Below are 21,622 nucleotides of genomic sequence, written 5' to 3'. Positions count from 1 at the left end.
CCCCAACGAACTCAGCCCAGAGGTTCATCGCCATGCCTGAATACAAAGCCCCCTTGCGTGATATTCGCTTCGTCCGTGACGAACTGCTCGGCTATGAAGCGCACTATCAGAGCCTGCCGGGTTGCCAGGATGCTACACCGGACATGGTCGATGCGATCCTCGAGGAAGGTGCCAAGTTCTGTGAGCAGGTGCTGGCCCCGCTGAACCGTGTCGGCGACCTGGAAGGCTGCACCTGGAGCGAGTCGGGCGTGAAGACCCCGACCGGCTTCAAGGAAGCCTACAAGCAGTTCGTCGAAGGCGGCTGGCCGAGCCTGGCCCATGACGTAGAGCACGGCGGCCAAGGCCTGCCAGAGTCGCTGGGCCTGACCCTGAGCGAGATGGTCGGCGAGTCGAACTGGTCCTGGGGCATGTACCCAGGCCTGTCCCACGGCGCGATGAACACCATCTCCGAGCACGGGACCCCCGAGCAACAGGAAACTTACCTGACCAAGCTGGTGTCCGGCGAATGGACCGGCACCATGTGCCTGACCGAGCCGCACTGCGGCACCGACCTGGGCATGCTGCGCACCAAGGCCGAGCCGCAGGCCGACGGCAGCTACAAGGTGTCGGGCACCAAGATCTTCATCTCGGCCGGTGAACACGACATGGCCGATAACATCGTCCACATCGTGCTGGCGCGCCTGCCCGATGCCCCGGCCGGCACCAAGGGCATCTCGCTGTTCATCGTGCCCAAGTTCCTGCCGAATGCCGAAGGCGGTGTAGGCGAGCGCAACGGCGTGAGCTGCGGTTCCCTCGAGCACAAGATGGGCATCCACGGTAACGCCACCTGCGTGATGAACTTCGACGCGGCCACCGGCTACCTGATCGGCCCGGCCAACAAGGGCCTGAACTGCATGTTCACCTTCATGAACACCGCGCGCCTGGGGACAGCACTGCAAGGCCTGGCTCACGCCGAAGTGGCTTTCCAGGGTGGCCTGAAATATGCCCGCGATCGTCTGCAGATGCGCTCCCTGACCGGCCCGAAAGCACCGGACAAGGCCGCTGACCCGATCATCGTCCACCCGGACGTTCGCCGCATGCTGCTGACCATGAAAGCCTTCGCCGAAGGCAATCGCGCAATGGTCTACTTCACTGCCAAGCAGGTGGACATCGTCAAGTACAGCCAGGACGAGGAGGAGCGCAAGAAGGCCGATGCACTGCTGGCTTTCCTGACCCCGATCGCCAAGGCATTCATGACCGAAGTCGGTTTCGAGGCCGCCAACCATGGCGTGCAGATCTACGGTGGCCACGGTTTCATTGCCGAGTGGGGCATGGAGCAGAACGTGCGCGACAGCCGCATCTCGATGCTGTACGAAGGCACCACCGGCATCCAGGCTCTCGACCTGTTGGGCCGCAAGGTGCTGATGACCCAGGGCGAGGCGCTCAAGGGCTTCACCAAGATCGTCCACAAGTTCTGCCAAGGTCAGGAAGGCAACGAAGCCACCAAGGAATTCGTCGAGCCGCTGGCTGCGCTGAACAAGGAGTGGGGCGAGCTGACCATGAAGATCGGCATGGCCGCCATGAAAGACCGTGAGGAAGTCGGTGCCGCGTCCGTGGACTACCTGATGTACTCCGGCTACGCGTGCCTGGCCTACTTCTGGGCCGACATCGCCCGCCTGGCTGCCGAGAAGCTGGCGGCCGGCACCGCTGAAGAGGCGTTCTACACTGCCAAGCTGCAGACCGCGCGCTTCTACTTCCAGCGCATCCTGCCGCGTACTCGCACGCACGTGGCGGCCATCCTGTCGGGTGCCAACAACCTGATGGCGATGAAAGAAGAAGACTTCGGTCTGTCGATCTGACCCCCGACGCTGTACGGAAAAACGCCTGCCATTATCGGCAGGCGTTTTTTTTGCCTGCTCTCGTTGCATCCGGTAACGAGAAAACCTCAAGACTCGCCCCCCGCCTGCCGTTAAACCCTTCGTTGTATTCATCTATTCATGTGCGCTGCCGATGAAGTAAGGGCACAATGCCATTATTGATCTGCCGGGTCGGAGATTACCCTTGTTTCGTCTATCCGCTGTTCGCGCCAGCCACTTTCTGCCTTCGATCCTGCTGCTGGTGTCGGGGCTTGCGGCGGCGTATGTCAGGGACCTGAGCGTGTTCTTCACGTCCCTGTTCAACGTATTACCTACCCTGGTGCTGCTGCTCGGCGGTGCCTACTGTGCGGTGTACCGCCGCCAGCGTGAACTGTTCCTGATGGTCACGGTGTACATCGCCTACTTCCTGCTCGATACCCAGACCGATTACTACCGCGATCATGGCAAGGTCCGCGAAGACGCTGCAGTGGTGTTCCACCTCGTGTGCCTGCTGCTGCCAGCACTGTTCGGCCTGTTCGGCGCCTGGCAGGAACGCACCCACCTGGCCCAGGACATGCTTGCCCGCTTCGCCGTGCTGTTCGCGGTTGGCAGCGTGACCCTGGCGCTGGAGCAGAGTTACCCACAGACGTTGCTGACGTGGCTGGCAGAGATCCGCTGGCCGTCGCTGCATGGGCAGTGGATGAGCCTGATCCAGTTGGCCTACCCGTTGTTCCTGGGCGTATTCATCCTGCTGGTGGTGCAGTACCTGCGCGAGCCCCGGCCGTTGCACGCCGCGCAGATCACCGGCCTGGTGGGGATCTTCTGGATGCTGCCGCAGACGTTCATCCTGCCCTTCACCCTGAACATCATGTGCAGCCAGGTGATGCTGATGATCGCCGCAGCCGTCTCCCACGAGGCGTACCAGATGGCGTTTCGCGACGAACTGACCGGCCTTCCTGGCCGCCGCGCGCTGAACGAACGCATGCAGCGCCTGGGCCGCAGTTATGTGATCGCCATGACCGACGTGGATCACTTCAAGAAATTCAACGATACCCATGGCCACGATGTCGGCGACCAAGTGTTGCGCCTGGTCGCCAGCCGCCTGTCGAAGGTGACCGGGGGCGGGCGCGCCTATCGCTATGGCGGTGAGGAGTTCGCCCTGGTATTCGCCGGGCAGACCGCCGAAGAATGCCTGCCGCACCTGGAAGCCGTGCGCGAGATGATCGCTAACTATGCCATCCAGCTGCGCGATCAGAACAGCCGCCCACAGGATGATTCCACCGGGCGCCAGCGCCGTGCAGGTTCGGCGGGCAACACGGTGTCGGTGACTATCAGCATCGGCGTCGCCGAGCGCCTACCGGAGCACCGAAACCCGGAAGAAGTGCTCAAATCCGCTGACCAGGCGCTCTACAGCGCCAAGGCTGCGGGTCGTAACTGCGTCATGCAGCAGGGGCAAACTGCACGGCGCGGGGCAGTTCGCATGGCGTGACTATAGTTGACTATATGGTCGCGTGATGACCCTATGTCTCGTAAAAGTTGTTCGGTTACACTGCTTCCAACCCAGTGTGCGGCCCATGGCGGCCGCCCCCGACTCTGCTAGCGAGAGGTTGTCATGGCCGACTATAAAGCGCCCCTGCGCGATATGCGCTTCGTACTCAATGAAGTCTTCAAGGTTGCCGATCTCTGGTCCCAGTTGCCGGGGCTGGCTGAGGTTGTCGACGCCGAAACTGCCCTGGCCGTGCTGGAAGAGGCAGGCAAGGTCACCAGCAAGAGCATTGCGCCCCTGAGCCGCGCCGCTGATGAAGAAGGCTGCCATTGGGACAATGGCGCGGTCCGCACCCCGGCCGGGTTCATCGAGGCTTACCAGACCTACGCCGAAGGTGGCTGGGTCGGTGTCGGCGGGGATCCGCTGTTTGGTGGCATGGGCATGCCCAAGGCCATCTCGGCCCAGGTCGAGGAAATGGTCAACGCTTCGAGCCTGTCGTTCGGGCTGTATCCGATGCTCACCGCAGGTGCCTGCCTGTCGATCAACGCCCACGCCAGCGAAGCGTTGAAGGAAAAGTATCTGCCGAACATGTACGCCGGCGTCTGGGCCGGCTCCATGTGCCTGACCGAGCCCCATGCCGGCACCGACCTGGGCATCATCCGCACCAAGGCCGAGCCGCAGGCCGACGGCAGCTACAAGGTCAGCGGCACCAAGATCTTCATCACCGGTGGCGAGCACGACCTGACCGAAAACATCATCCACCTGGTGCTGGCCAAGCTGCCGGACGCGCCGGCTGGTCCGAAAGGCATCTCGCTGTTCCTGGTGCCCAAGTTCCTGGTCAACGACGATGGCAGCCTGGGTGCGCGCAACCCGGCCACCTGTGGCTCGATCGAACACAAGATGGGCATCCAGGCTTCGGCCACCTGCGTGATGAACTTCGACGAGGCAATCGGCTATATCGTCGGGGAGCCGAACAAAGGCCTGGCGGCGATGTTCACCATGATGAACTACGAGCGCCTGGGTGTCGGTATCCAGGGCCTGGCGTCGGCCGAGCGCTCCTACCAGAATGCCGTCGAATACGCCCGCGACCGCTTGCAGAGCCGCGCACCGACGGGCCCGCAAGCCAAGGACAAGGTCGCCGACCCGATCATCGTCCACCCCGACGTGCGCCGCATGCTGCTCACCATGAAAGCGCTGATCGAAGGCGGTCGGGCGTTTTCCACCTATGTCGCCATGCAGCTGGACAGCGCCAAGTTCAGCGAAGACGCCGCTACCCGTAAACGCAGCGAGGAACTGGTGGCCTTGCTGACGCCGGTGGCCAAGGCGTTCCTCACCGACCTCGGCCTGGAGTGCACCGTACATGGCCAGCAGGTGTTCGGTGGACACGGCTACATTCGCGAATGGGGCCAGGAGCAGTTGGTGCGCGATGTGCGCATCACGCAGATCTACGAGGGCACCAATGGCATCCAGGCCCTGGACCTGATGGGGCGCAAGGTGGTGGCCAGCGGCGGCGCGTACTACCGTCTGTTCGCTGACGAGATCCGTCAGTTCCTCGGCGCTGCCGACGACGAGTTCACGCGGCCGCTGGGCGCTGCGCTGGATCAGCTCGACGGCTTGACCGAGTGGGTGCTGGAGCAGGCGAAAGGCAACCCCAACGAAATTGGTGCCGCCTCGGTCGAGTACCTGCATGCGTTCGGTTACGTGGCCTATGGCTACATGTGGGCACTGATGGCTCGTGCTGCGCAGGTTGGCGAGGGCGACGAGGCCTTCTATGGTGCGAAGCTTGGGACGGCGCGCTTCTACTTCGCCCGCCTGCTGCCAAGGCTGGATTCGTTGGTGGCATCGGTGAAGGCGGGCAGCGAGTCGTTGTACCTGCTGGATGCCGCGCAATTCTGATCGAGGGGCCGGGGTTTTCGAGTGCAAACAGGACGTTCTGAAAACCTCGGCCTTGTAAGCTTTTTCCTACATTACGTGGTGACTTTTCTCCTCTTTCCTAAGATTGGATCCACGGTTAATCTTTCTTACATGGACGGAGCGCAGGAAGCGCAAAGGACAGAACAGGGACACGTAGGATTTCCCGCCAGGATGGTGGGACGATAAGGATGTCAGGGAAACAGTCTGGAGAACCCCGCCTCGGCGGGGTTTTCTTTGTCTGGCGTTTTTATGCGCCGCGCCCATCCAGTGTCTGCACGCCAGCCTGGCGGGCATCGCTCTCCTCCTCAAGCAGGGTGCGCAGCAACTCCACCGATGCCTGCTGGCGCTGGGCATCGCGAAACACCAGGCCCACCTTGAGCGGGACCCGCGGCTCGCTCAGGGGTTTCCACAGCAGTGCCTGATCGTCTTCGGCCGCTTCCTTGGCCCGCCCCGGAAGGATGGTCGCCAGGGCGGTATTGGCCAGGCTGTCGAGAATCCCCCCCATGTTGTTCATCTCTGCCTGCACCTGCGGCCTGCGCCCGAGGTTGGCCAGTTGGGCCTTCCAGATCTGCCGGATCTGAAATTCCTCCCCCAGCATCAGCAGCGGCAGTTCGGCGGCTTGTCTGATCGAGACCTTCTTGAAGTCTTTCAACTGATGCGTATTGGGGATGACAAGCTGCAGTTCATCTTCGTACAACAACAGCCCGTGCAGCCCTGGCTGACGTGGCGGCAGGTAGCTGATGCCGATATCCAGGCTGCCATTGAGTAGCCGCCGCTCGATTTCCAGCCCTGACAGTTCGTAGATCTGCACGACCAGGTGTGGCTGGGCCTTGCGCAGTTTCTCCAGCAGCCGCGGCACCAGGCTCGGGCGTACGGTCTGCAGCACACCGATGGCCAAGGTACGCAAGGACTGGCCCTTGAACCCCTGCATGGCTTCCTGGGCGCGCTGCAGCCCGTCGAGCAGGGGCAATGCATGGTTGTAGAGGGTGTGCGCGGCTAGGGTTGGCAGCAGGCGTTTGTTGCTGCGCTCGAACAGGTTCAGGTCAAGGCTGTGCTCAAGCTGGCGGATCTGTTGCGACAGTGCCGGTTGCGACAGTGACAGACGCTCTGCAGCCCGCCCCACATGGCCTTCTTCATAGACCGCGACGAAATAACGCAGTTGGCGAAAATCCATAAGAAATACTTATCGAAAAAGCTGAAAAAACGAAATGGCCGCGAAGCGCCGGTACGCCTAGTCTATCGCCGTATTCCGGAGGGCTGAAGCGATCCGCCCGGTTCATTGTTGCCCCGGATGAGAAACACTTTTGATAGGCAAGGCAAAATATCCGACCTCAGGCGAAGACCGGGGCGCCTTGCCGTCCCCGTGATTGCCCTGGAGTCATCATGAACCTGTTCAAGCTGCGTCGTTCGGCTGCGGCCGTTGCCGGGCCCGTGCAGAGCCCGACGCATGAGGCGCAGCCCTCGCAGATGTCCCGCGAGTGGCTGATGCCTGGCCGCGAGCGCGCACCTCAGGTGTTCGTGCGGGGCCAGGGTTCGTGGTTGTGGGATGACCAGGGGCATGCGTACCTGGACTTCACCCAGGGCTGCGCGGTCAACAGCCTCGGGCACAGCCCTGAAGTGCTGGCCAGGGCCCTCGGCAGCCAGGCCCAGGCCCTGATCAATCCGGGCGCGGGCTTTCACAGCTCGGCGCTGCTGGCGTTGGCCGAGCGCCTGTGCCAAAGCACCGGCAGCGACCAGGCGTACCTGCTCAACAGTGGCGCAGAGGCTTGCGAGGGCGCAATCAAGCTTGCGCGCAAATGGGGTCAGCTGCATCGCGGTGGCGCCTATCACATCATCACGGCCAGCCAGGCCTGCCATGGCCGCAGCCTTGGCGCGCTGTCGGCGTCCGACCCGCTGCCGTGCAACCGCTGCGAACCGGGGTTGCCCGGCTTCAGCAAGGTGCCGTTCAACGACCTGGCCGCGCTGCATGCCGAGGTCGACTCGCGCACCGTGGCGATCATGCTCGAGCCGATCCAGGGCGAGGCTGGTGTGATTCCGGCAACACGTGAATACCTGCAGGGTGTCGAAAAGCTCTGTCGCGAGCTGGGCATCCTGTTGATTCTCGACGAAGTGCAGACCGGTATCGGCCGTTGTGGCGCGCTGCTGGCCGAACAGACCTACGGCGTGCGTGCTGACATCCTCACCTTGGGCAAGGGCCTGGGCGGTGGGGTGCCGCTGGCGGCCCTGCTGGCCCGCGGTACGGCCTGCTGCGCCGCGCCGGGCGAGCTGGAGGGCAGCCACCACGGCAACGCCCTGATGAGCGCGGCGGGCCTGGCGGTGCTGGATACCGTGCTGGCGCCGGGTTTTCTCGAGAAGGTGCAGGACAGCGGCCGGCACCTGCGCGAGGGTCTTAGCCGTCTGGCGGGGCGCTACGGGCAGGGCGAGGTGCGGGGCCAGGGTTTGTTATGGGCGTTGCAGTTGCGTGAAGCGCTGGCCCAGGAACTGGTCGAGGCAGCTCTGCACGAAGGCCTGCTGCTCAATGCCCCGCAAGCGGATGTGGTGCGCTTCTCGCCGGCGCTGACCGTTAGCCGGGGCAATATCGACGAAATGCTGCAGCGGTTATCCCGTGCCTTCGCCCGCTTGCATTCCCACCAACAGGTTCGCCGCGAAGCGACGGCCTGACCACCGAATTTCAACGAACCGTCTCGCGTTCCTGCGCATCGCCCTTGGCCAGCTGTATTTGGCCCGGGGCGTTTTTTTTCAGGCGTGATATCAGTGTGGAACCTCCAGCGAAGCGCACTAGTCTGTGTTGAGAACCATCCCAGGAGAGCTTCACATGGACTTCATTCGTATCATCATCGCTATTCTTCTGCCGCCTTTGGGCGTGTTCCTGCAAGTTGGCTTCGGCGGCGCGTTCTGGCTCAACATCCTGCTGACCCTGCTGGGCTACATTCCAGGGATCGTGCATGCGGTGTACATCATCGCCAAGCGCTAACGCATGACGGGGCCGGGCGCGGCCCCCTCAACCCGCCAGCACCCGGCAATAAAACCGCCATTCCTCTTCCAGCGCATGGGCAAGGTTCTGTGCCTTGCGAAAACCATGACGCTCCTCAGGGTAGAAGTGCCCAACCGCTTCGATGCCATTGGCTTTCAGCGCCTCCAGCATGCTGCGGGTCTGTTCCGGCACTACCACCGCATCCAGCTCACCCTGGAAGAAGATCACCGGCGCCTTGATCCGCTCAGCATGCAGTAGCGGTGTGCGTTCCCGGTAGCGCTCGGCATCTTGCTGCGGGTCGCCGATCAGCCAGTCCAGGTAATCGCCTTCGAACTTGTGAGTCGCCTTGCCCAGCGCGATGGGGTCGCTGACGCCATAGAGGCTGGCGCCCGCGCGGAATACGTCGTGGAAGGCCAGGGCGCACAGGGTGGTGTAGCCGCCGGCACTGCCGCCGCGAATGAACGCCTTGTCCGGGTCTATCAAGCCTTGCCCGGCGAGGAAGGCAACGGCGGCGCAGGCGTCCTGCACGTCGATTTCGCCCCAGCGCAGGTGCAATGCCTGGCGATAGGCGCGGCCATAGCCGCTGCTGCCGCGATAGTTGAGGTCGGCGACGGCGAAACCACGCTGGGTCCAGTACTGGATGCGTGCGTCGAGTACCGGGTAGCAGGCCGAGGTCGGGCCTCCGTGGATGAACACCACCAGCGGGGGTTTGTGCTGGCTGTCCATGGCTGGGTAGAAGAATCCATGGGCCAGGGCGTCGCCACTCGGGTAGCGGATGGGCTGTGGATAACTGATGCGCTCGGCTGGCAGTACCTCGCCGCCACCTGCCAGGATCCGACTGCGCTGGCCGTCGCGTGCGATGGCGAGGATTGCCGGTGGGCGCGTGGGTGAGGCGGCGATGGCATAGAGGTGCTGTGCGTCCATCGCCAGGCTGCGAAACCGCGTGTAGTCCTCGGCGAACACTTGCAGGTCTTGGTCTTCGCTGCGAATCGCCAGCTTGCCGAAGCCGTTGTCGAACCAGGTCGCGAGATAGCCTTGCGGGCCCAGGGGCAGCCAGGTGCAGGCGCCCAGTTGCCACGGCGCAGCAGCGTGGTCGGCAGCTTCGGCAGGGATAGCCTGCCAGCCGCCGTCGAACTCGCCCCAGGGCTGCCAGAAGCCGTTGCGGTCGGATAGGCAATACAGCCTGCCGTCAGTGTCGAAGCGAGGCTGTTGCAGGGATTCGTCCTCGCCGGCCACGCAGTGCGTCGGCCCCCAGTGTCCGTCGGCTTGCCGCGCGCGGCTCATCAGGCGGGTGAGGGTCCAGGGCTGCGCCGGGCGATCCCATTCGATCCACGCCAGGCGCTGACCGTCGGGGCTCAGAACAGGGGAGGCGTAGAAGTCGGCACCTTCGACCAGTACCTGGCGCGTGCCTGCTGCCAGCGTCACCAGGCGGTGCTCGACGCATTCGCCATGCCGCTCCTCGACCGCCAGCACCTGGCCGTCATGCCATTGGAGGTCGCCATAGCGGCATTCTGAGGCTGCTGTCAGTGCTTGGGGGTGCGAGCCGTCCAGCGCCTGGCTGTAGACCTGCTGGTCCTTCTCGTTGACGAAGACCACCGCTTCTGGGGCCAGGCAGAAACTGCCGCCGCCGTATTCATAGACCCGGCTGCGCGCGCTGAAACCGTCCGGTGTCAGGCAGTGGGCCTGCTGCTGGCGCCAGTGCCAGATGCGGCAGGCGCCATCGGCGGGGCGGAATTCGTTCCAGAACAGCCCCTGCTCGCCGACCTTGAGTTCGGCGAAGTCGGTGCCGGCGGCCACCGCCTGGGTGGCGCTGAACTCAGCCGCGGGCGATGACACGGGAGTTGCGCTCATTGCGGAAGGTCATCTGTTCGATGTTCATCTGAGCGGTCTGCGCCTCCTCGCGGGCCTTGAGAATGATGCCGTGATCCGGCGACTTGGCGCACACCGGGTCGGCCTTGCTGGCATCGCCAGTGAGCATGAAGGCCTGGCAGCGGCAACCGCCAAAGTCCTTTTCCTTTTCGTCGCACGAACGGCAGGGTTCGGGCATCCAGTCGTAACCGCGAAAGCGGTTGAAGCCGAACGAGTCGTACCAGATATGCCGCAGGTCGTGGTCGCGCACGTTGGGAAACTGCACCGGCAACTGACGCGCGCCATGACAGGGCAGGGCGGTGCCGTCGGGGGTGATGGTCAGGAACAGGCTGCCCCAGCCGTTCATGCAGGCCTTGGGGCGTTCTTCATAGTAGTCGGGGGTGACGAAGATCAGTTTGCACGGATTGCCTTCGGCTTTCAGCCGATCACGGTACTGGTTGGTGATGCGCTCGGCGCGTTCGAGCTGCTCTTTGGTCGGCAGCAAGCCCAGGCGATTGAGGTGCGCCCAGCCGTAGAACTGACAGGTGGCAAGTTCGACGAAGTCGGCTTCGAGGGCGATGCACAGCTCGATGATGCGGTCGATCCGGTCGATGTTGTGCCGGTGGGTGACGAAGTTCAGCACCATCGGATAACCGTGGGCTTTCACCGCACGCGCCATTTCCAGCTTCTGCGCGAAGGCTTTCTTCGAGCCGGCCAGCAGGTTGTTCACCTGTTCGTCGCTGGCCTGGAAGCTGATCTGGATATGGTCCAGACCGGCCTGCTTGAACGCGGCGATCTTCTGCTCGGTGAGGCCGATGCCGGAGGTGATCAGGTTGGTGTAGTAGCCCAGGCGCCGGGCCTCGCCGATCAGCTCGGCGAGGTCCTGGCGCACCAGCGGCTCGCCGCCGGAAAAACCGATCTGCGCCGCGCCCATTTCACGGGCCTGAGCCATCACCTCGAACCACTGTTCGGTGCTCAGCTCCTTGCCCTGGGCGGCGAAGTCCAACGGGTTGGAGCAGTACGGGCACTGCAGCGGGCAGCGGTAGGTCAGCTCGGCCAGCAGCCACAACGGCAGGCCGACCGGCACCTCAGGCGAGGGTGATCCAGTGTTCGGCACGGGCCACCTCCATGAACTGCTCGATGTCCTCGGCCACTTCCGGGATACCGGGGAATTGCTGTTCGAGCTCAGCGATGATCGCCGCGACATCGCGCTGGCCATCGACCAGCCCACCTATCAGGCCAGCACTGTCGTTGAGCTTGATCATGCCTTCGGGGTACAGCAGCACGTGGCCCTTTTGCGCGGGTTCGTACTGGAAGCGGTAGCCGGTGCGCCAGTTCGGCACCAGTGTGCGGTCGAGACTCATAGTGCGATCCCCTTGTGCCAGACCCGTTCGCTTGTGACGCTGTGATAGGGCGGGCGGTTCAGTTCATAGGCCATGCTCATGGCGTCGAGCATGCTCCAGAGGATATCCAGCTTGAACTGCAGGATTTCCAGCATACGCTCCTGCCCTTCGCGCGTGGTGTAGTGCTGCAGGGTGATCGCCAGGCCGTGCTCTACATCGCGTCGGGCCTGGCCCAGGCGGGTGCGGAAGTACTCGTAGCCGGCCGGATCGATCCAGGGATAGTGCTGCGGCCAGCTGTCCAGGCGCGACTGGTGGATCTGCGGGGCGAACAGCTCGGTCAGCGAGCTGCTGGCCGCTTCTTGCCAGGAGGCGCGGCGGGCGAAGTTGACATAGGCGTCGACGGCGAAGCGCACGCCGGGCAGCACCAGCTCCTGCGAACGCAGTTGCTCCGGGTCCAGGCCCACCGCCTGGCCGAGGCGCAGCCAGGCCTCGATGCCGCCGTCCTCGCCGGGGGCGCCGTCGTGGTCGAGCAGGCGCTGGATCCACTCGCGGCGTACTTCGCGGTCCGGGCAATTGGCCAGGATCGCGGCATCCTTCATGGGGATGTTCACCTGGTAGTAGAAGCGGTTGGCCACCCAGCCCTGGATCTGCTCGCGCGTGGCGCGGCCCTGGTACATCGCCACGTGGTAGGGGTGATGGATGTGGTAGTAGGCGCCCTTGGCGCGCAGGGCCTGCTCGAACTCGGCAGGGGACATCGGCAGTGCGTCGCTCATCAGGCCTCCTTACAACTCGATGCTCATGCCATCGTAGGCGACTTCCACGCCCCGGCGCTGGACTTCGGCGCGCTCCGGGGAGTCTTCGTCGAGGATCGGGTTGGTGTTGTTGATGTGGATAAGCACCTTGCGCTGGCGTGGGAAGGCATCGAGCACCTCCAGCATGCCACCGGGGCCGTGCTGGGCCAGGTGGCCCATTTCGCGGCCGGTGCGGGTGCCGACGCCGCGGCGCTGCATTTCATCGTCTTCCCACAGGGTGCCGTCGACCAGCAGGCAGTCGGCGCCGTGCATCATCTGCAGCAGCTTGTCGTCGACCTGACCCAGCCCCGGCGCGTAGAACAGCTTGCCACCAGTGCGCAGGTCCTCTACCAGCAGGCCAAGGTTGTCGCCTGGGTGCGGGTCGAAACGGTGCGGCGAATAGGGTGGCGCCGCGCTGCGCAATGGGAAGGGCGTGAATTGCAGATCAGGGCAGGCGGGGATGACGAAGCTGCCTTGCAGCTCGACGCGATTCCACTGCAGGCCACCGTTCCAGTGGCTGAGCATGGTGAACAGCGGGAAGCCAGTGCTCAGGTCCTGGTGGACCATGTCGGTGCACCAGACCTGGTGCGGGCAGCCTTCGCGCAGGCTGAGCAGGCCGGTGGTGTGGTCGATCTGGCTGTCGAGCAGGACGATCGCGTCGATACCGGTGTCGCGCAGGGCTCGTGCCGGCTGCATCGGTGCAAAGGCCTGGAGCTGGGCGCGGATGTCGGGCGAAGCGTTGCACAGGATCCAGTGCTCACCGTCGTCGGACAGGGCAATGGACGACTGGGTGCGTGCCGTTGCGCGCAGGCTGCCATCGCGAAAGCCCTTGCAGTTGACGCAGTTGCAGTTCCACTGGGGGAAACCGCCACCGGCGGCGGAACCGAGAATCTGGATGTACATGGCTACTGTCTTGCCCCTGGTCCATGAAACGAAAACGCCCCGGCGGGCCGAGGCGTTGCACTGCAGCGCTGCTTAGCGGCTGGCGAAGTACATGGTGACTTCGAAGCCGATGCGCAGGTCGGTGTAAGCGGGTTTGGTCCAGGTGGTCATGGTCGAACTCCTTCCGGATGGTGTGGGTGGATGTCAGCTATCTACTTTGGTGCCGCCTGAGTCAGGAGGTTCCATTGGCTGAGATTGCGCTATCTTACAAGAAAAATTTGTACCGAAAGGTTAATTCTTCGAAAAGCGCCCTTGCAGTACAGGTAACAATCCTCGCCTCAGACAGAGGGAATTTGCTCAAAGCGCGCATCCGGTGCTTCGCTGGTGGCCAGGCATAGCCAGCCGTGCTCGGCGTCCAGAAGGCGTTTCACCAGATCGTCCAGTATTGGCTGGTCTGTCCTGAGAATAGACCTGCGCAGATGGGAAAGGTCTGTCGGCTCTGTAGCCAGATATGTCTGCCAGGCCCATTCGGCGACTTCCGCATTGGCCATCGCCGGCTCCTCGAACTGCGCGGCCAGGGCCCGTACGGCGGCGGGGTCGAACGTGACGCCGTCGGCCAACAGGCTGAGCAGGTGTTCGAGAATCTGGCCGGGCGTTGCCTGTGGCGATTGCACACCGAACAGCAGGCCGCCTTGGCCTTCTATCTGACGAAAGGCGCTGAACACGGCATAGCCCAGTTGCAGTTCGACCCGCAGGCGCTGGTAAACCGGCCCTTGCAGCGCTTGCGCCAGTACCCGACCTGCGCCTTCATCGTGTGCGGGAACCGGGCAGAACAGCAGCAGCGCATGCTCGCTGCCGCCCGTGGGGTGATGCAGCCAGCGTCGGGCCGGCAACGACCGGGAGGCCGGCGGTGGCGCCTCCGGCAACCCCGGTGCATGTGCCAATACCGCGCCGAGGGCCGCTTGCGCTGCGCCATCGAAGCCGATGGCGAGGCCGTGTCGAGGCGCGCTGGCCCAGATCTGCCCAAGCATTGTCAGGTCCAGCAGGCAGGCTGGCTGTGGCTGTATGGTTGCCTCGCGCAGGTGATCTGGCAGTGCCTTGAGCAGTGCCCTGATCGGGATGTGCGCTGGCTCGGCGGGCGCAGGTGTGTTCAGCAAGTGGGGTGCAGGGTGGCGCAGGTGTTCCAAGGCCAGGTCGAGGGTGCGGATTACCGCGCCAGACGTGCCCGCACAGCGCAGTTGCCAGTGTTCGCCAATGAGAGAGAAGTCCAGCTGCAGCGAGGCGCGGCGGGCGCGTTCGAGCAGTGGTTGCAGCGCTTGTGACAGCACTGCGTGAAAGCGCTGGCGCAGGGGCGAGGCGATACGCCAGCGTAGATACAGCGTCGCGAATCCTCGCTCGACCGGCAGGATGTCGCTGACGGTCAGATCATCCGGCAGCGCTGCGCATCCAACCGGGAGGTCGGCGATCAGCAGGGGCTCATCGTGCGGTTGCTGCCATTGGCCCTGCTCACCGCTCGGCAGATCATCGAGCAGTGCCTTGAAGGCTTTCAGTGCCTGGGCATCCAGCGCTTCGAACGGCCGCTGGGCACTGTCCCGACGGGCGAGTTCAAGTGCGCTGGCTGCTTGCTTGCGACTGTGTTGAAGGCGCTCGAACTCGTTGTTGAGCGCTGCGGCGTCCAGGCGCCGCAACGCGCCGAACCAGCCGTGCAGCAGTGCGCGAACCTCGGCTGGCGGGGCGTCCGGCTGCAGTTGCAGGCGGATGTGCCAGAGCAACTGGCCGGCAAAGGCATACAGCGAATCGCTGTGAACCTCCTGGAGCCAGCCGCGTTGGCGCAGGGCATCGAGCCAGCCGCCCGGACGGCTGTCGCTCAGGCAGGCTTGCAGCAGGTCCAGGGCCTGCTCGGCACCTGGCGGAAGGTGCTCGTGGGCGAACAGCAAATCAAGGCCGCCTCTGGAGGCTTCGAGCTCGATCAAGGGGGTATCGAGCAAGGGGGCGGGAGGTGTTTGTGCTTGCATTTCGCCCGCCCTGAACAGGCTGCCGAACTGCCGGCCCAGTGCTTCGAGCTGCATCAGCGATTGCGGCCCGCACAGGCTCAGATGGATCTGCCCTCCGCGATAGAAGCGAGCATGGAAGTCGCCCAGCGCGCGCTGGAAAGCCGGGTCCTGCAACGCCAGGCTGTACCGGTTGCCTGCGTGGAACCCGCTCAAGGGATGATGTGGCGATACGCATTGCAACAGCCTGAACTGGCGTTGCGCCTCGGCATTGCGCGACCAGGCGATGAACTCCGCATGGATCACTTCACGCTCGCGGTGCTGGCGTGCCAGGCTCAGGTCCGGTTCGGCGAGCATCTGGCACAGGCGCTCCAGCGCTGAGCCCAGGGCCGTGGGAGGCACTTCGAAGAAGAAATCGGTGGTGCGTTCGCGGGTACTGGCATTGACCTGGCCGCCGAATGCCTGCACATGCCGCATCAGGCCGTCTTCCAGCGGGAAGCGCGCGGTGCCGAGGAACAGCAGGTGCTCGAGAAAGTGCGCTATGCCCGGCCACCTCGCCGGAGCGTCATGACTGCCGGCATGGACCCTCAAGGCGGCGGCGGCGCGCTTGAGGCGCGGGGCGTGGCGCAGGGTCAGGCGCAGGCCGTTGGGCAGGGTGAGTGTGTTGATAGCGTCGGTCATGGAGCGATGCTAGCGCATTTACGGCGGCCGGGCCGGTGCCATCTGCCACGGTGCCGATTTCGTCGGTGAACCCGCGCCTTTGCCGTCGGCTTCAATCCTGACCGCGGTGAAGATCCCGCCGCAGGTCCGCAAGATACGGAAACGCCTCACGCCCCTTCACGACCCGCTCGTGCTCAAGGTCGGCCAGCAATTGGCATTCCTCGCGTCCGGCCATGGCCAGCAGGCTGCCGTCCGGGCCGATGATGCTGCTCTGCCCGCAATACTGGATCTCACCCTCAGCCCCGCAGTAGTTGGCGTATACCAGATAGCACTGGTTCTCCTGCGCCCGCGAGCGCACCGTCACCTGGCAGACGAAGTCGTAGGGCGTCATGTTCGCGGTCGGCACCAGGATCAGCTCGGCACCCTCAAGCGCCAGGCGCCGGGCGTTCTCGGGGAATTCGATGTCGTAGCAGATCAGCAGCCCCAGCTTCCAGCCATCGAGCTCGACCACCGGAAAGTGGTTGGCGCCCGGGCTGAACATCGAGCGGTCCAGCTCGCCGTACAGGTGGGTCTTGCGGTAGTTGCACAGGCTGCGGCCGTGGGCATCGATCAGTTGCACACTGTTGTGAATCGAGCCGTCCTCGGCCCGCTCCGGGTAGCCATAGACGATGGCGATGCGCTGCGCCTGGGCAATCTCCACCACCGCCATGGCCGACGGTCCGTCTTCAGGTTCGGCCAGGCGCTGCACCGCTTCGGCGCCGATGTTGTAGCCGCTGAGGTACATCTCCGGGCACACCAGCAGTTGCGCGCCCCGCGCTGCCGCCAGTTGTGCCTGGTGCTGCAGGCGTTCTAGATTGCCGGGCACGTCCAGTGGCCTGGGCGCTCCCTGGAACAGGGCGATGCGCATGAGCGCCTCCTCGTCTCAGTCAGGCAGGGCGATCGGGCCGATCTCGTGGAACACGTCGCCCGGCCCGGGATTGTCCGCATGGGTCTTGCCGCCGAAGTGGTTCATGATACCCCACACCGCATTCAGCGACGTCTGCACCGCGCCTTCGACCCAGGCCGGGGTCCAGGACACGTCGTCGCCAGCGATGAAGATGCCGCGCTGCTCGGGGGGCAGGTCCTGTTGCATGAAGTGCGCGTACATGCGCTGGTTGTAGCGGTAGTGACCTGGCAGCGCGCCTTTGAAGGCGCCGAGGAAGTAGGGGTCGGCCTCCCAGGAGATGGTGATCGGGTCGCCGATGATGTGCCCGGCGATGTCGGTTTTCGGGTAGATCTTCTTCAGCGCATCCAGGGCAAGCTGCACGCGTTTCTCGGTCGGATGCGGCAGCATCTTCAGCGCATCGCTCATCCATGCGTACGACAGGCAGATCACTCCCGGCTTGTCGTCGCCGTTGTCGAACAGGTAGGTGCCGCGGGTCAGGCGATCGGTGAGCGTCATGCTCAGCAGGTCGCGGCCGGTCTGCGGATCCTTGTCCTTCCAGAACGGGCGATCGACCATGATGAAGGTCTTCGACGACTGCATGTAGCGGGTGCGGTCCAGGGCCATCCACATCTTCTGCGAGAACAGCGACTCTTCGCAGTCGATCTGGGTGGTCAGCAGCCAGCTCTGGCAGGTGGTGAGCACGGCGGCGTAGTGGCGGGTGTCGCCATAGTTGTCGGTAACCGCCAGGCGGCCATCGCTGGCGCGGGCGATGCGCTTGACCCCGGCCCGCGGCGCGCCGCCGTGCAGCGAGCGAAGACTGGTGCCGGCCGGCCAGTGCGCAGCGCTGTCCGGCACATGCCGCCAGATGCCCTGCGGCACTTGCTCCACACCTCCGACCACCAGGTGCTGGTGATCGTCGCAGTTGGTCATGACCACGCGGAAAATTTCCAGCATCGAGTTGGGGAAGTCCGAATCCCAGCCGCCGGTGCCGAAACCGACCTGGCCGAACACTTCCCGGTGTTGGAAGCTCAGCTTGGCGAAGGCTTTGGAGGTGGCGACGAAATCGTAGAAGGTGCGGTCGTCCCACAGCGGCACCAGGGTATCCCACAGGGCCTTCAGGCGCGGTACGTCGCGCTCGCGGATGGCCTGCTGAATCTCGCCGAAGCGTGCGCCGTCCTCCAGCGCATCGGCCCAGGCTTCGGCGACCTCGTGGAACAGGGCCGGCAGGTCGGCGGCTTTCTCGGCGTAGTAGGTCTGGCCTTCGAGGTCGATCACCGTGCTGCCCGACGCCGGGGTCAGCGGGTTGGGGAAGGGTTTCGTTTCCAGGCCGAGCTTGTCGACATAGTGGTAGAACGCGGTGGACGATACCGGGAAGCGCATGCCGCCCAGCTCGGCGACGATACCGTCGGTGCCGTTGAAGGCCTGCGAGCGCAGGCGCCCGCCGAGCTTCGAGGCTTCGTAGACGACCGGCTTGAGGCCCAGCTTCATCAGCTCGTAGGCCGCCACAAGCCCGGCGATGCCGGCACCGACGATCGCCACTTCTTCGCCATGCCTTTCAGCGGGAATGCTGCCAAGGCCTGCGGGATGCTCGAGCCAGTCATCGAAGGCGAAGGGAAAATCAGGGCCGAAGATGGTGACCGGCGGCTTGCCGTCGACGGGGTGGCGGTTTTTCTTGTTCATCTGATGACCTTGCCAGAGCGGCTGCGCTGAGGGCGGAGCCTGAGTATAGGAAATGCGTGGCGGTCATTTTATGAAGCGTGGCGTTCGTAATTAAGAGCAATAGTGGCGTCGATATGCAGGCTGATATGTCGATATGACGATCAGGGTTCGCATTATGACAAACGCCTATCCAGGCTGCCCGCGATCCACCTTGCTGCTCAGGATGATCGAGGTGGTGGTCTTTTCCACCCCTTCCAGGCTGCCAATCTGGTCGAGCAACTGGTCCAGCTGTTCCGGTGAGTCACTGAGCAGCCAGGCAACGTAGTCGAACTCGCCACTCACCGCGCACAGCTGCTGTACCTGCCCCATCGCCGACAGGCGGCGCACCACTTCGCGCCCTGATCGTGGTTGCACCGTGATGCCGACATAGGCCTGCAGACCACCCCCGACCAGGCGCTGGCCCAGGCGCACGCCGTAGCCGGTGATCACCTTGTGCTTTTCCAGGCGCGCCAGGCGCGACGTGACGGTGGTGCGGGCGATGCCCAGCTGGCGTGCGAGGGTAGCGACGCTTTCGCGGGCGTTGATCTGCAGCAGGGCAATGAGCTGACGATCGATTTCGTCGAGGGCGATGGCGCGGGAGTCCGGCATGACAAATCTCTGCAATGGGTGCGCTAGCCTAGCCAGACCTGGGCTCGGGCGGCAAGATGAGCCGTTCGCACGATGATGGCAAAATGATTAAATCGATTTCACTTCTGTCCTTGAGCGGGTGCGTATTATGATGCGGCACTTGGTATTTGATAATCATTCTCGCTAAAGAATTGACGCCAGAAATCCCCTCTGCCTAGCTGTAGGTGCCACGTGTCCAGCCTGTTCAAGTTCGACGTCGATGCGGCGTTCTGTGTTTCCTTGCGCGATCGGCAGGACAGCCGCGAGCGCTTCATGCGGGAAGTGGGCAGCAGGATTGGCAATCCACTGGTCTTCCACCTCAGGGACAAGGACATCAACCCGATTCGGGGCCACTACGAGTCCCATCGCGCCTTGGCGCTGATGGCCCTGGAGCACGGCTGGCAGCGCATCCTGATTTTCGAGGACGATGCCAAGCCCTACGACTGGCGTGCCACGTCGATCAACTGGATCAACCGCTTCATCGCCACCCGGCCGTTCGAGAGCCTGCACCTGGGCTATACGATGGGCCGCACCTGGCTGACCTGGTTTCCATTCATCGCCCGTGGGCGGGTCAGTGCACCGCATGCGTACATTCTTTCCCAGGAAGGCTGTCGAGTGCTGGTTGCCGCGCCCTACGACGGTAGAACGCTGGACAGCCTGTTCAAGCGACGGATCAAGCAGCACTGCGCCTACCCGATGCTGTTCCGCCGCATCAGCACTGCCGCCTCCCAGGATGCGCGTGTCGCCCGGCATGAGGATGCGCAGTGGCAGCAGAACTGGGGGCGCCACCTGCGCTCGCCGCTGAAGTATTTCTGGAAAACCTTGTTACGCTGGGGCTTTTGATAACGCAGGGGAAACCGGCATTGACCTTCGAACATCTGCTGGAGTGCTGGCGACTGGAAGTCTCCAACAAAAAGAAGCCGGGACGGTTGGTCAGTTTGCTAAGTAACGTCCTGCGTCGGTCGCGCAGGGATAACAAGCTGCGCTTCCTGTTTTCCTACCGTCTGGCTCAGTATCTGGATGGCAGAGGGGGGCTGGCCCGCCGGTATGCCCGTGGCATGCAGCAGCGACTCAATCTGAAGTATGCGGTGGACATCGACATAGGCGCGCAGATCGCGCCCGGATTGCGCATCGCCCATCTGCCAGGCGTTGTCATTACTCGGCATGTACGGATCGGGCGCAATTTCTTCATTCGCCAGAACTGCACGATCGGTATCAAGACCTTGGGGCTGGAGCACTACGCGCTGGAGATCGGCGACAACGTCAGCCTGGGCGCCAACAGTTGCATCATCGCCGACCGCCTGCGCATCGGCGACAACGTGGTGATCGGTGCGATGTCACTGGTCACCCGCGACATTCCCGCCGACACGACGTTCTACAACCCGCGGCAGGCGACGCTGCTGCAGCGCTGACGGTTGCCGTGAGGTTCAGCCGACCGACGCTGCAGGCGAACGATTGCTGCGACTGCCCGACAAAAGCACCATGACTGCCGCCAGCAGCAACACACAGGCATAGGCATTGGTGGTAACGACCAGCCCGACATGCTGGGTGGCGATGCCGGCGGCAACTGCCGGCAGGCTGAAGGCCAGGTAACTCAGCACATAGAACCCGGCCATCAGCCCGCCGCGTTCGTGAGCGTGGGCCAGCGGCACGACCGAGCGCAAGGCGCCGAGAAATCCGCCACCAAAGCCCAGGCCGGCGACTGCGGTACCGAGGAAGAACAGCCAGGCCAGACCGCAGTCCACGCCGATCAGGGTCAGCAGCAGGCCGGTGACCAGTGCCAGGCTGCCGCGGCGCAGGATCACCTGGGCCTCGCTGTTGCGCAGGACGAAGATGCCCAGCGCGCCGCAACTGGTGAGGAGAAAGACCAAGGTGCCGCCGACCAGCGGTGCCTGCAGCCCTGTGACCTGGCGCGCGAGCGTCGGCCCCAGCGACAGGTAGAAGCCCCCCAATGCCCAGAGACTCGCATTCAGCGGTGCGATCCGCCAGAAGGCCCGCCGGGCCTGCGGCGGAATCCGCACCCGTGGCCGCAGCGAGGCCCATGCACCGGGCTGACGGCTGATGCTTTCCGGCAGGCGCGCCAGCACCAACGCGAACAACGCAAAGATCCCCAACAGAACCAGGAACACCCGGTGCAGTGGTTCGCCGGAAAACTGCATCAACGCACTACTGCCCAAAGCGCCAAGGGCCAGGCCCAGCATCGGTGTCACGCTGTTGAGCAGCGGCCCGCGCTCACGGTCGAAATCCAGCAACGCGGCGCCCAGCACACTGGTGGCAAGCCCTGTGGCGCAGCCCTGCAGCAAGCGGGCGACGATCAACGCCTCGACCGATTCTGCACGCAGGAATACCGCCATGGCCAACACCTCCAGTGCCAAGGCGGCTGCTATCACCGGGCGTCGGCCGATGTGATCGGACAGCGAGCCGCACACCAGCAACGTCAGCAGCAAACCGCCCGCGTAGATGCTGAAGACCACACTCAGCAAGGCCGGCGAGAAGCCCCAGGTTTCGCGGTAGAGGGCGTAGAGAGGTGTCGGCGCGCTGGCCGCAGCCGAGAAGGCGATCAGTATCGCCCCCAATAACCACAGGGAGGCAGCGCGAGACAGACCGTTGCGGCGTTCGCGCATGCTTTTGGGTAAGGTATCGCTCAT

The 21,622-nt window shown here is 63.9% G+C and carries 19 protein-coding genes; 7 read left to right on the top strand and 12 right to left on the bottom strand.

The genetic code is table 11. The annotated features are described in order from the left end of the window. The first annotated feature begins 32 nt into the window (after nt 1-32). The 3 genes from F6X62_RS00670 (at nt 33) to F6X62_RS00660 (ending at nt 5,217) form a co-directional block, all read left to right on the top strand. A complete protein-coding gene (locus F6X62_RS00670; protein WP_054892191.1) occupies nt 33-1,838 on the top strand; it encodes a phenylacyl-CoA dehydrogenase in 1,806 nt (601 codons plus the stop codon). A 202-nt stretch (nt 1,839-2,040) separates the two neighbouring features. Beyond that, complete coding sequence (locus tag F6X62_RS00665) at nt 2,041-3,324, top strand: diguanylate cyclase (RefSeq protein ID WP_153772409.1); 1,284 nt, start codon at nt 2,041-2,043, stop codon at nt 3,322-3,324. Between the two features lie 123 nt (nt 3,325-3,447). Then, nucleotides 3,448-5,217 carry an acyl-CoA dehydrogenase C-terminal domain-containing protein gene (locus tag F6X62_RS00660; RefSeq protein ID WP_063542352.1) on the top strand — a complete coding sequence of 590 codons (1,770 nt, stop codon included), beginning with the start codon at nt 3,448-3,450 and terminating at the stop codon, nt 5,215-5,217. A 265-nt stretch (nt 5,218-5,482) separates the two neighbouring features. On the opposite strand, the gene F6X62_RS00655 is transcribed toward F6X62_RS00660, so the two are convergent. After that, the gene (locus F6X62_RS00655) at nt 5,483-6,409 is read right to left on the bottom strand and encodes a LysR family transcriptional regulator (RefSeq protein WP_153772408.1); all 927 of its coding nucleotides are present in this window, start codon (nt 6,407-6,409) and stop codon (nt 5,483-5,485) included. 209 nt (nt 6,410-6,618) lie between these two features. Here F6X62_RS00655 and F6X62_RS00650 point away from each other — a divergent pair, with 209 nt between their 5' ends. Beyond that, complete coding sequence (locus F6X62_RS00650; protein ID WP_153772407.1) at nt 6,619-7,896, top strand: aspartate aminotransferase family protein; 1,278 nt, start codon at nt 6,619-6,621, stop codon at nt 7,894-7,896. Between the two features lie 154 nt (nt 7,897-8,050). After that, the gene (locus F6X62_RS00645; protein WP_003177654.1) at nt 8,051-8,209 is read left to right on the top strand and encodes a YqaE/Pmp3 family membrane protein; all 159 of its coding nucleotides are present in this window, start codon (nt 8,051-8,053) and stop codon (nt 8,207-8,209) included. A 27-nt stretch (nt 8,210-8,236) separates the two neighbouring features. On the opposite strand, the gene F6X62_RS00640 is transcribed toward F6X62_RS00645, so the two are convergent. The 10 genes from F6X62_RS00640 to F6X62_RS00595 all read right to left on the bottom strand — a co-directional run bounded on the left by F6X62_RS00640 (nt 8,237) and on the right by F6X62_RS00595 (nt 18,956). Beyond that, complete coding sequence (locus F6X62_RS00640) at nt 8,237-10,060, bottom strand: S9 family peptidase (protein ID WP_153772406.1); 1,824 nt, start codon at nt 10,058-10,060, stop codon at nt 8,237-8,239. Continuing rightward, nucleotides 10,026-11,174 carry a pyrroloquinoline quinone biosynthesis protein PqqE gene (gene pqqE, locus F6X62_RS00635; RefSeq protein ID WP_153772405.1) on the bottom strand — a complete coding sequence of 383 codons (1,149 nt, stop codon included), beginning with the start codon at nt 11,172-11,174 and terminating at the stop codon, nt 10,026-10,028. The genes F6X62_RS00640 and pqqE overlap by 35 nt, the downstream gene beginning before the upstream one ends. Beyond that, nucleotides 11,146-11,421 carry a pyrroloquinoline quinone biosynthesis peptide chaperone PqqD gene (gene pqqD / locus F6X62_RS00630; RefSeq protein WP_054892198.1) on the bottom strand — a complete coding sequence of 92 codons (276 nt, stop codon included), beginning with the start codon at nt 11,419-11,421 and terminating at the stop codon, nt 11,146-11,148. Before pqqD ends, pqqE begins: the two co-directional genes overlap by 29 nt. After that, nucleotides 11,418-12,173, bottom strand: coding sequence for a pyrroloquinoline-quinone synthase PqqC (gene pqqC, locus F6X62_RS00625; protein WP_054892199.1), 756 nt, complete (start codon nt 12,171-12,173; stop codon nt 11,418-11,420). Before pqqC ends, pqqD begins: the two co-directional genes overlap by 4 nt. A gap of 9 nt (nt 12,174-12,182) precedes the next feature. Further along, on the bottom strand, nt 12,183-13,094 hold the full coding sequence (gene pqqB / locus F6X62_RS00620; protein WP_153772404.1) for a pyrroloquinoline quinone biosynthesis protein PqqB: 912 nt from the start codon (nt 13,092-13,094) through the stop codon (nt 12,183-12,185). Between the two features lie 72 nt (nt 13,095-13,166). Next, the gene (gene pqqA / locus F6X62_RS00615; protein WP_081255326.1) at nt 13,167-13,244 is read right to left on the bottom strand and encodes a pyrroloquinoline quinone precursor peptide PqqA; all 78 of its coding nucleotides are present in this window, start codon (nt 13,242-13,244) and stop codon (nt 13,167-13,169) included. Nucleotides 13,245-13,411: 167 nt separating this feature from the next. Then, nucleotides 13,412-15,745, bottom strand: a complete 2,334-nt coding sequence (gene pqqF, locus F6X62_RS00610) for a pyrroloquinoline quinone biosynthesis protein PqqF (protein WP_153772403.1) — start codon at nt 15,743-15,745, stop codon at nt 13,412-13,414. A gap of 91 nt (nt 15,746-15,836) precedes the next feature. Then, nucleotides 15,837-16,631 carry a carbon-nitrogen hydrolase family protein gene (locus F6X62_RS00605; RefSeq protein ID WP_054892202.1) on the bottom strand — a complete coding sequence of 265 codons (795 nt, stop codon included), beginning with the start codon at nt 16,629-16,631 and terminating at the stop codon, nt 15,837-15,839. Nucleotides 16,632-16,646: 15 nt separating this feature from the next. Further along, nucleotides 16,647-18,329 carry an NAD(P)/FAD-dependent oxidoreductase gene (locus F6X62_RS00600; RefSeq protein WP_153772402.1) on the bottom strand — a complete coding sequence of 561 codons (1,683 nt, stop codon included), beginning with the start codon at nt 18,327-18,329 and terminating at the stop codon, nt 16,647-16,649. 165 nt (nt 18,330-18,494) lie between these two features. Further along, nucleotides 18,495-18,956, bottom strand: coding sequence for an Lrp/AsnC family transcriptional regulator (locus F6X62_RS00595; protein ID WP_054892204.1), 462 nt, complete (start codon nt 18,954-18,956; stop codon nt 18,495-18,497). 210 nt (nt 18,957-19,166) lie between these two features. Between F6X62_RS00595 and F6X62_RS00590 the strand changes: the two genes are divergently transcribed. Next, complete coding sequence (locus F6X62_RS00590; protein WP_226938331.1) at nt 19,167-19,817, top strand: hypothetical protein; 651 nt, start codon at nt 19,167-19,169, stop codon at nt 19,815-19,817. 20 nt (nt 19,818-19,837) lie between these two features. After that, nucleotides 19,838-20,386: a serine acetyltransferase gene (locus F6X62_RS00585; protein ID WP_153772512.1), complete on the top strand. Its 549-nt coding sequence runs from the start codon at nt 19,838-19,840 to the stop codon at nt 20,384-20,386. Nucleotides 20,387-20,401: 15 nt separating this feature from the next. Here the strand turns inward: F6X62_RS00585 and F6X62_RS00580 are convergent, their stop codons facing one another. Beyond that, nucleotides 20,402-21,622: an MFS transporter gene (locus F6X62_RS00580; protein ID WP_239502730.1), complete on the bottom strand. Its 1,221-nt coding sequence runs from the start codon at nt 21,620-21,622 to the stop codon at nt 20,402-20,404.

The sequence above is a fragment of the Pseudomonas sp. MNR3A genome (assembly GCF_009650575.1).
Classification (GTDB): domain Bacteria; phylum Pseudomonadota; class Gammaproteobacteria; order Pseudomonadales; family Pseudomonadaceae; genus Aquipseudomonas; species Aquipseudomonas machongensis.
This window is presented reverse-complemented; position numbering and strand designations above follow the sequence as displayed.

Coding starts and splice junctions, on each gene's coding strand:
- F6X62_RS00670 (WP_054892191.1), top strand. CDS start 33: ATGCCTGAATACAAAGCCCCCTTGCGTGATATTCGCTTCGTCCGTGAC.
- F6X62_RS00660 (WP_063542352.1), top strand. CDS start 3,448: ATGGCCGACTATAAAGCGCCCCTGCGCGATATGCGCTTCGTACTCAAT.
- F6X62_RS00655 (WP_153772408.1), bottom strand. CDS start 6,409: ATGGATTTTCGCCAACTGCGTTATTTCGTCGCGGTCTATGAAGAAGGC.
- F6X62_RS00650 (WP_153772407.1), top strand. CDS start 6,619: ATGAACCTGTTCAAGCTGCGTCGTTCGGCTGCGGCCGTTGCCGGGCCC.
- F6X62_RS00645 (WP_003177654.1), top strand. CDS start 8,051: ATGGACTTCATTCGTATCATCATCGCTATTCTTCTGCCGCCTTTGGGC.
- F6X62_RS00640 (WP_153772406.1), bottom strand. CDS start 10,060: ATGAGCGCAACTCCCGTGTCATCGCCCGCGGCTGAGTTCAGCGCCACC.
- pqqD (WP_054892198.1), bottom strand. CDS start 11,421: ATGAGTCTCGACCGCACACTGGTGCCGAACTGGCGCACCGGCTACCGC.
- pqqC (WP_054892199.1), bottom strand. CDS start 12,173: ATGAGCGACGCACTGCCGATGTCCCCTGCCGAGTTCGAGCAGGCCCTG.
- pqqB (WP_153772404.1), bottom strand. CDS start 13,094: ATGTACATCCAGATTCTCGGTTCCGCCGCCGGTGGCGGTTTCCCCCAG.
- pqqA (WP_081255326.1), bottom strand. CDS start 13,244: ATGACCACCTGGACCAAACCCGCTTACACCGACCTGCGCATCGGCTTC.
- pqqF (WP_153772403.1), bottom strand. CDS start 15,745: ATGACCGACGCTATCAACACACTCACCCTGCCCAACGGCCTGCGCCTG.
- F6X62_RS00605 (WP_054892202.1), bottom strand. CDS start 16,631: ATGCGCATCGCCCTGTTCCAGGGAGCGCCCAGGCCACTGGACGTGCCC.
- F6X62_RS00600 (WP_153772402.1), bottom strand. CDS start 18,329: ATGAACAAGAAAAACCGCCACCCCGTCGACGGCAAGCCGCCGGTCACC.
- F6X62_RS00595 (WP_054892204.1), bottom strand. CDS start 18,956: ATGCCGGACTCCCGCGCCATCGCCCTCGACGAAATCGATCGTCAGCTC.
- F6X62_RS00580 (WP_239502730.1), bottom strand. CDS start 21,622: ATGAGCGATACCTTACCCAAAAGCATGCGCGAACGCCGCAACGGTCTG.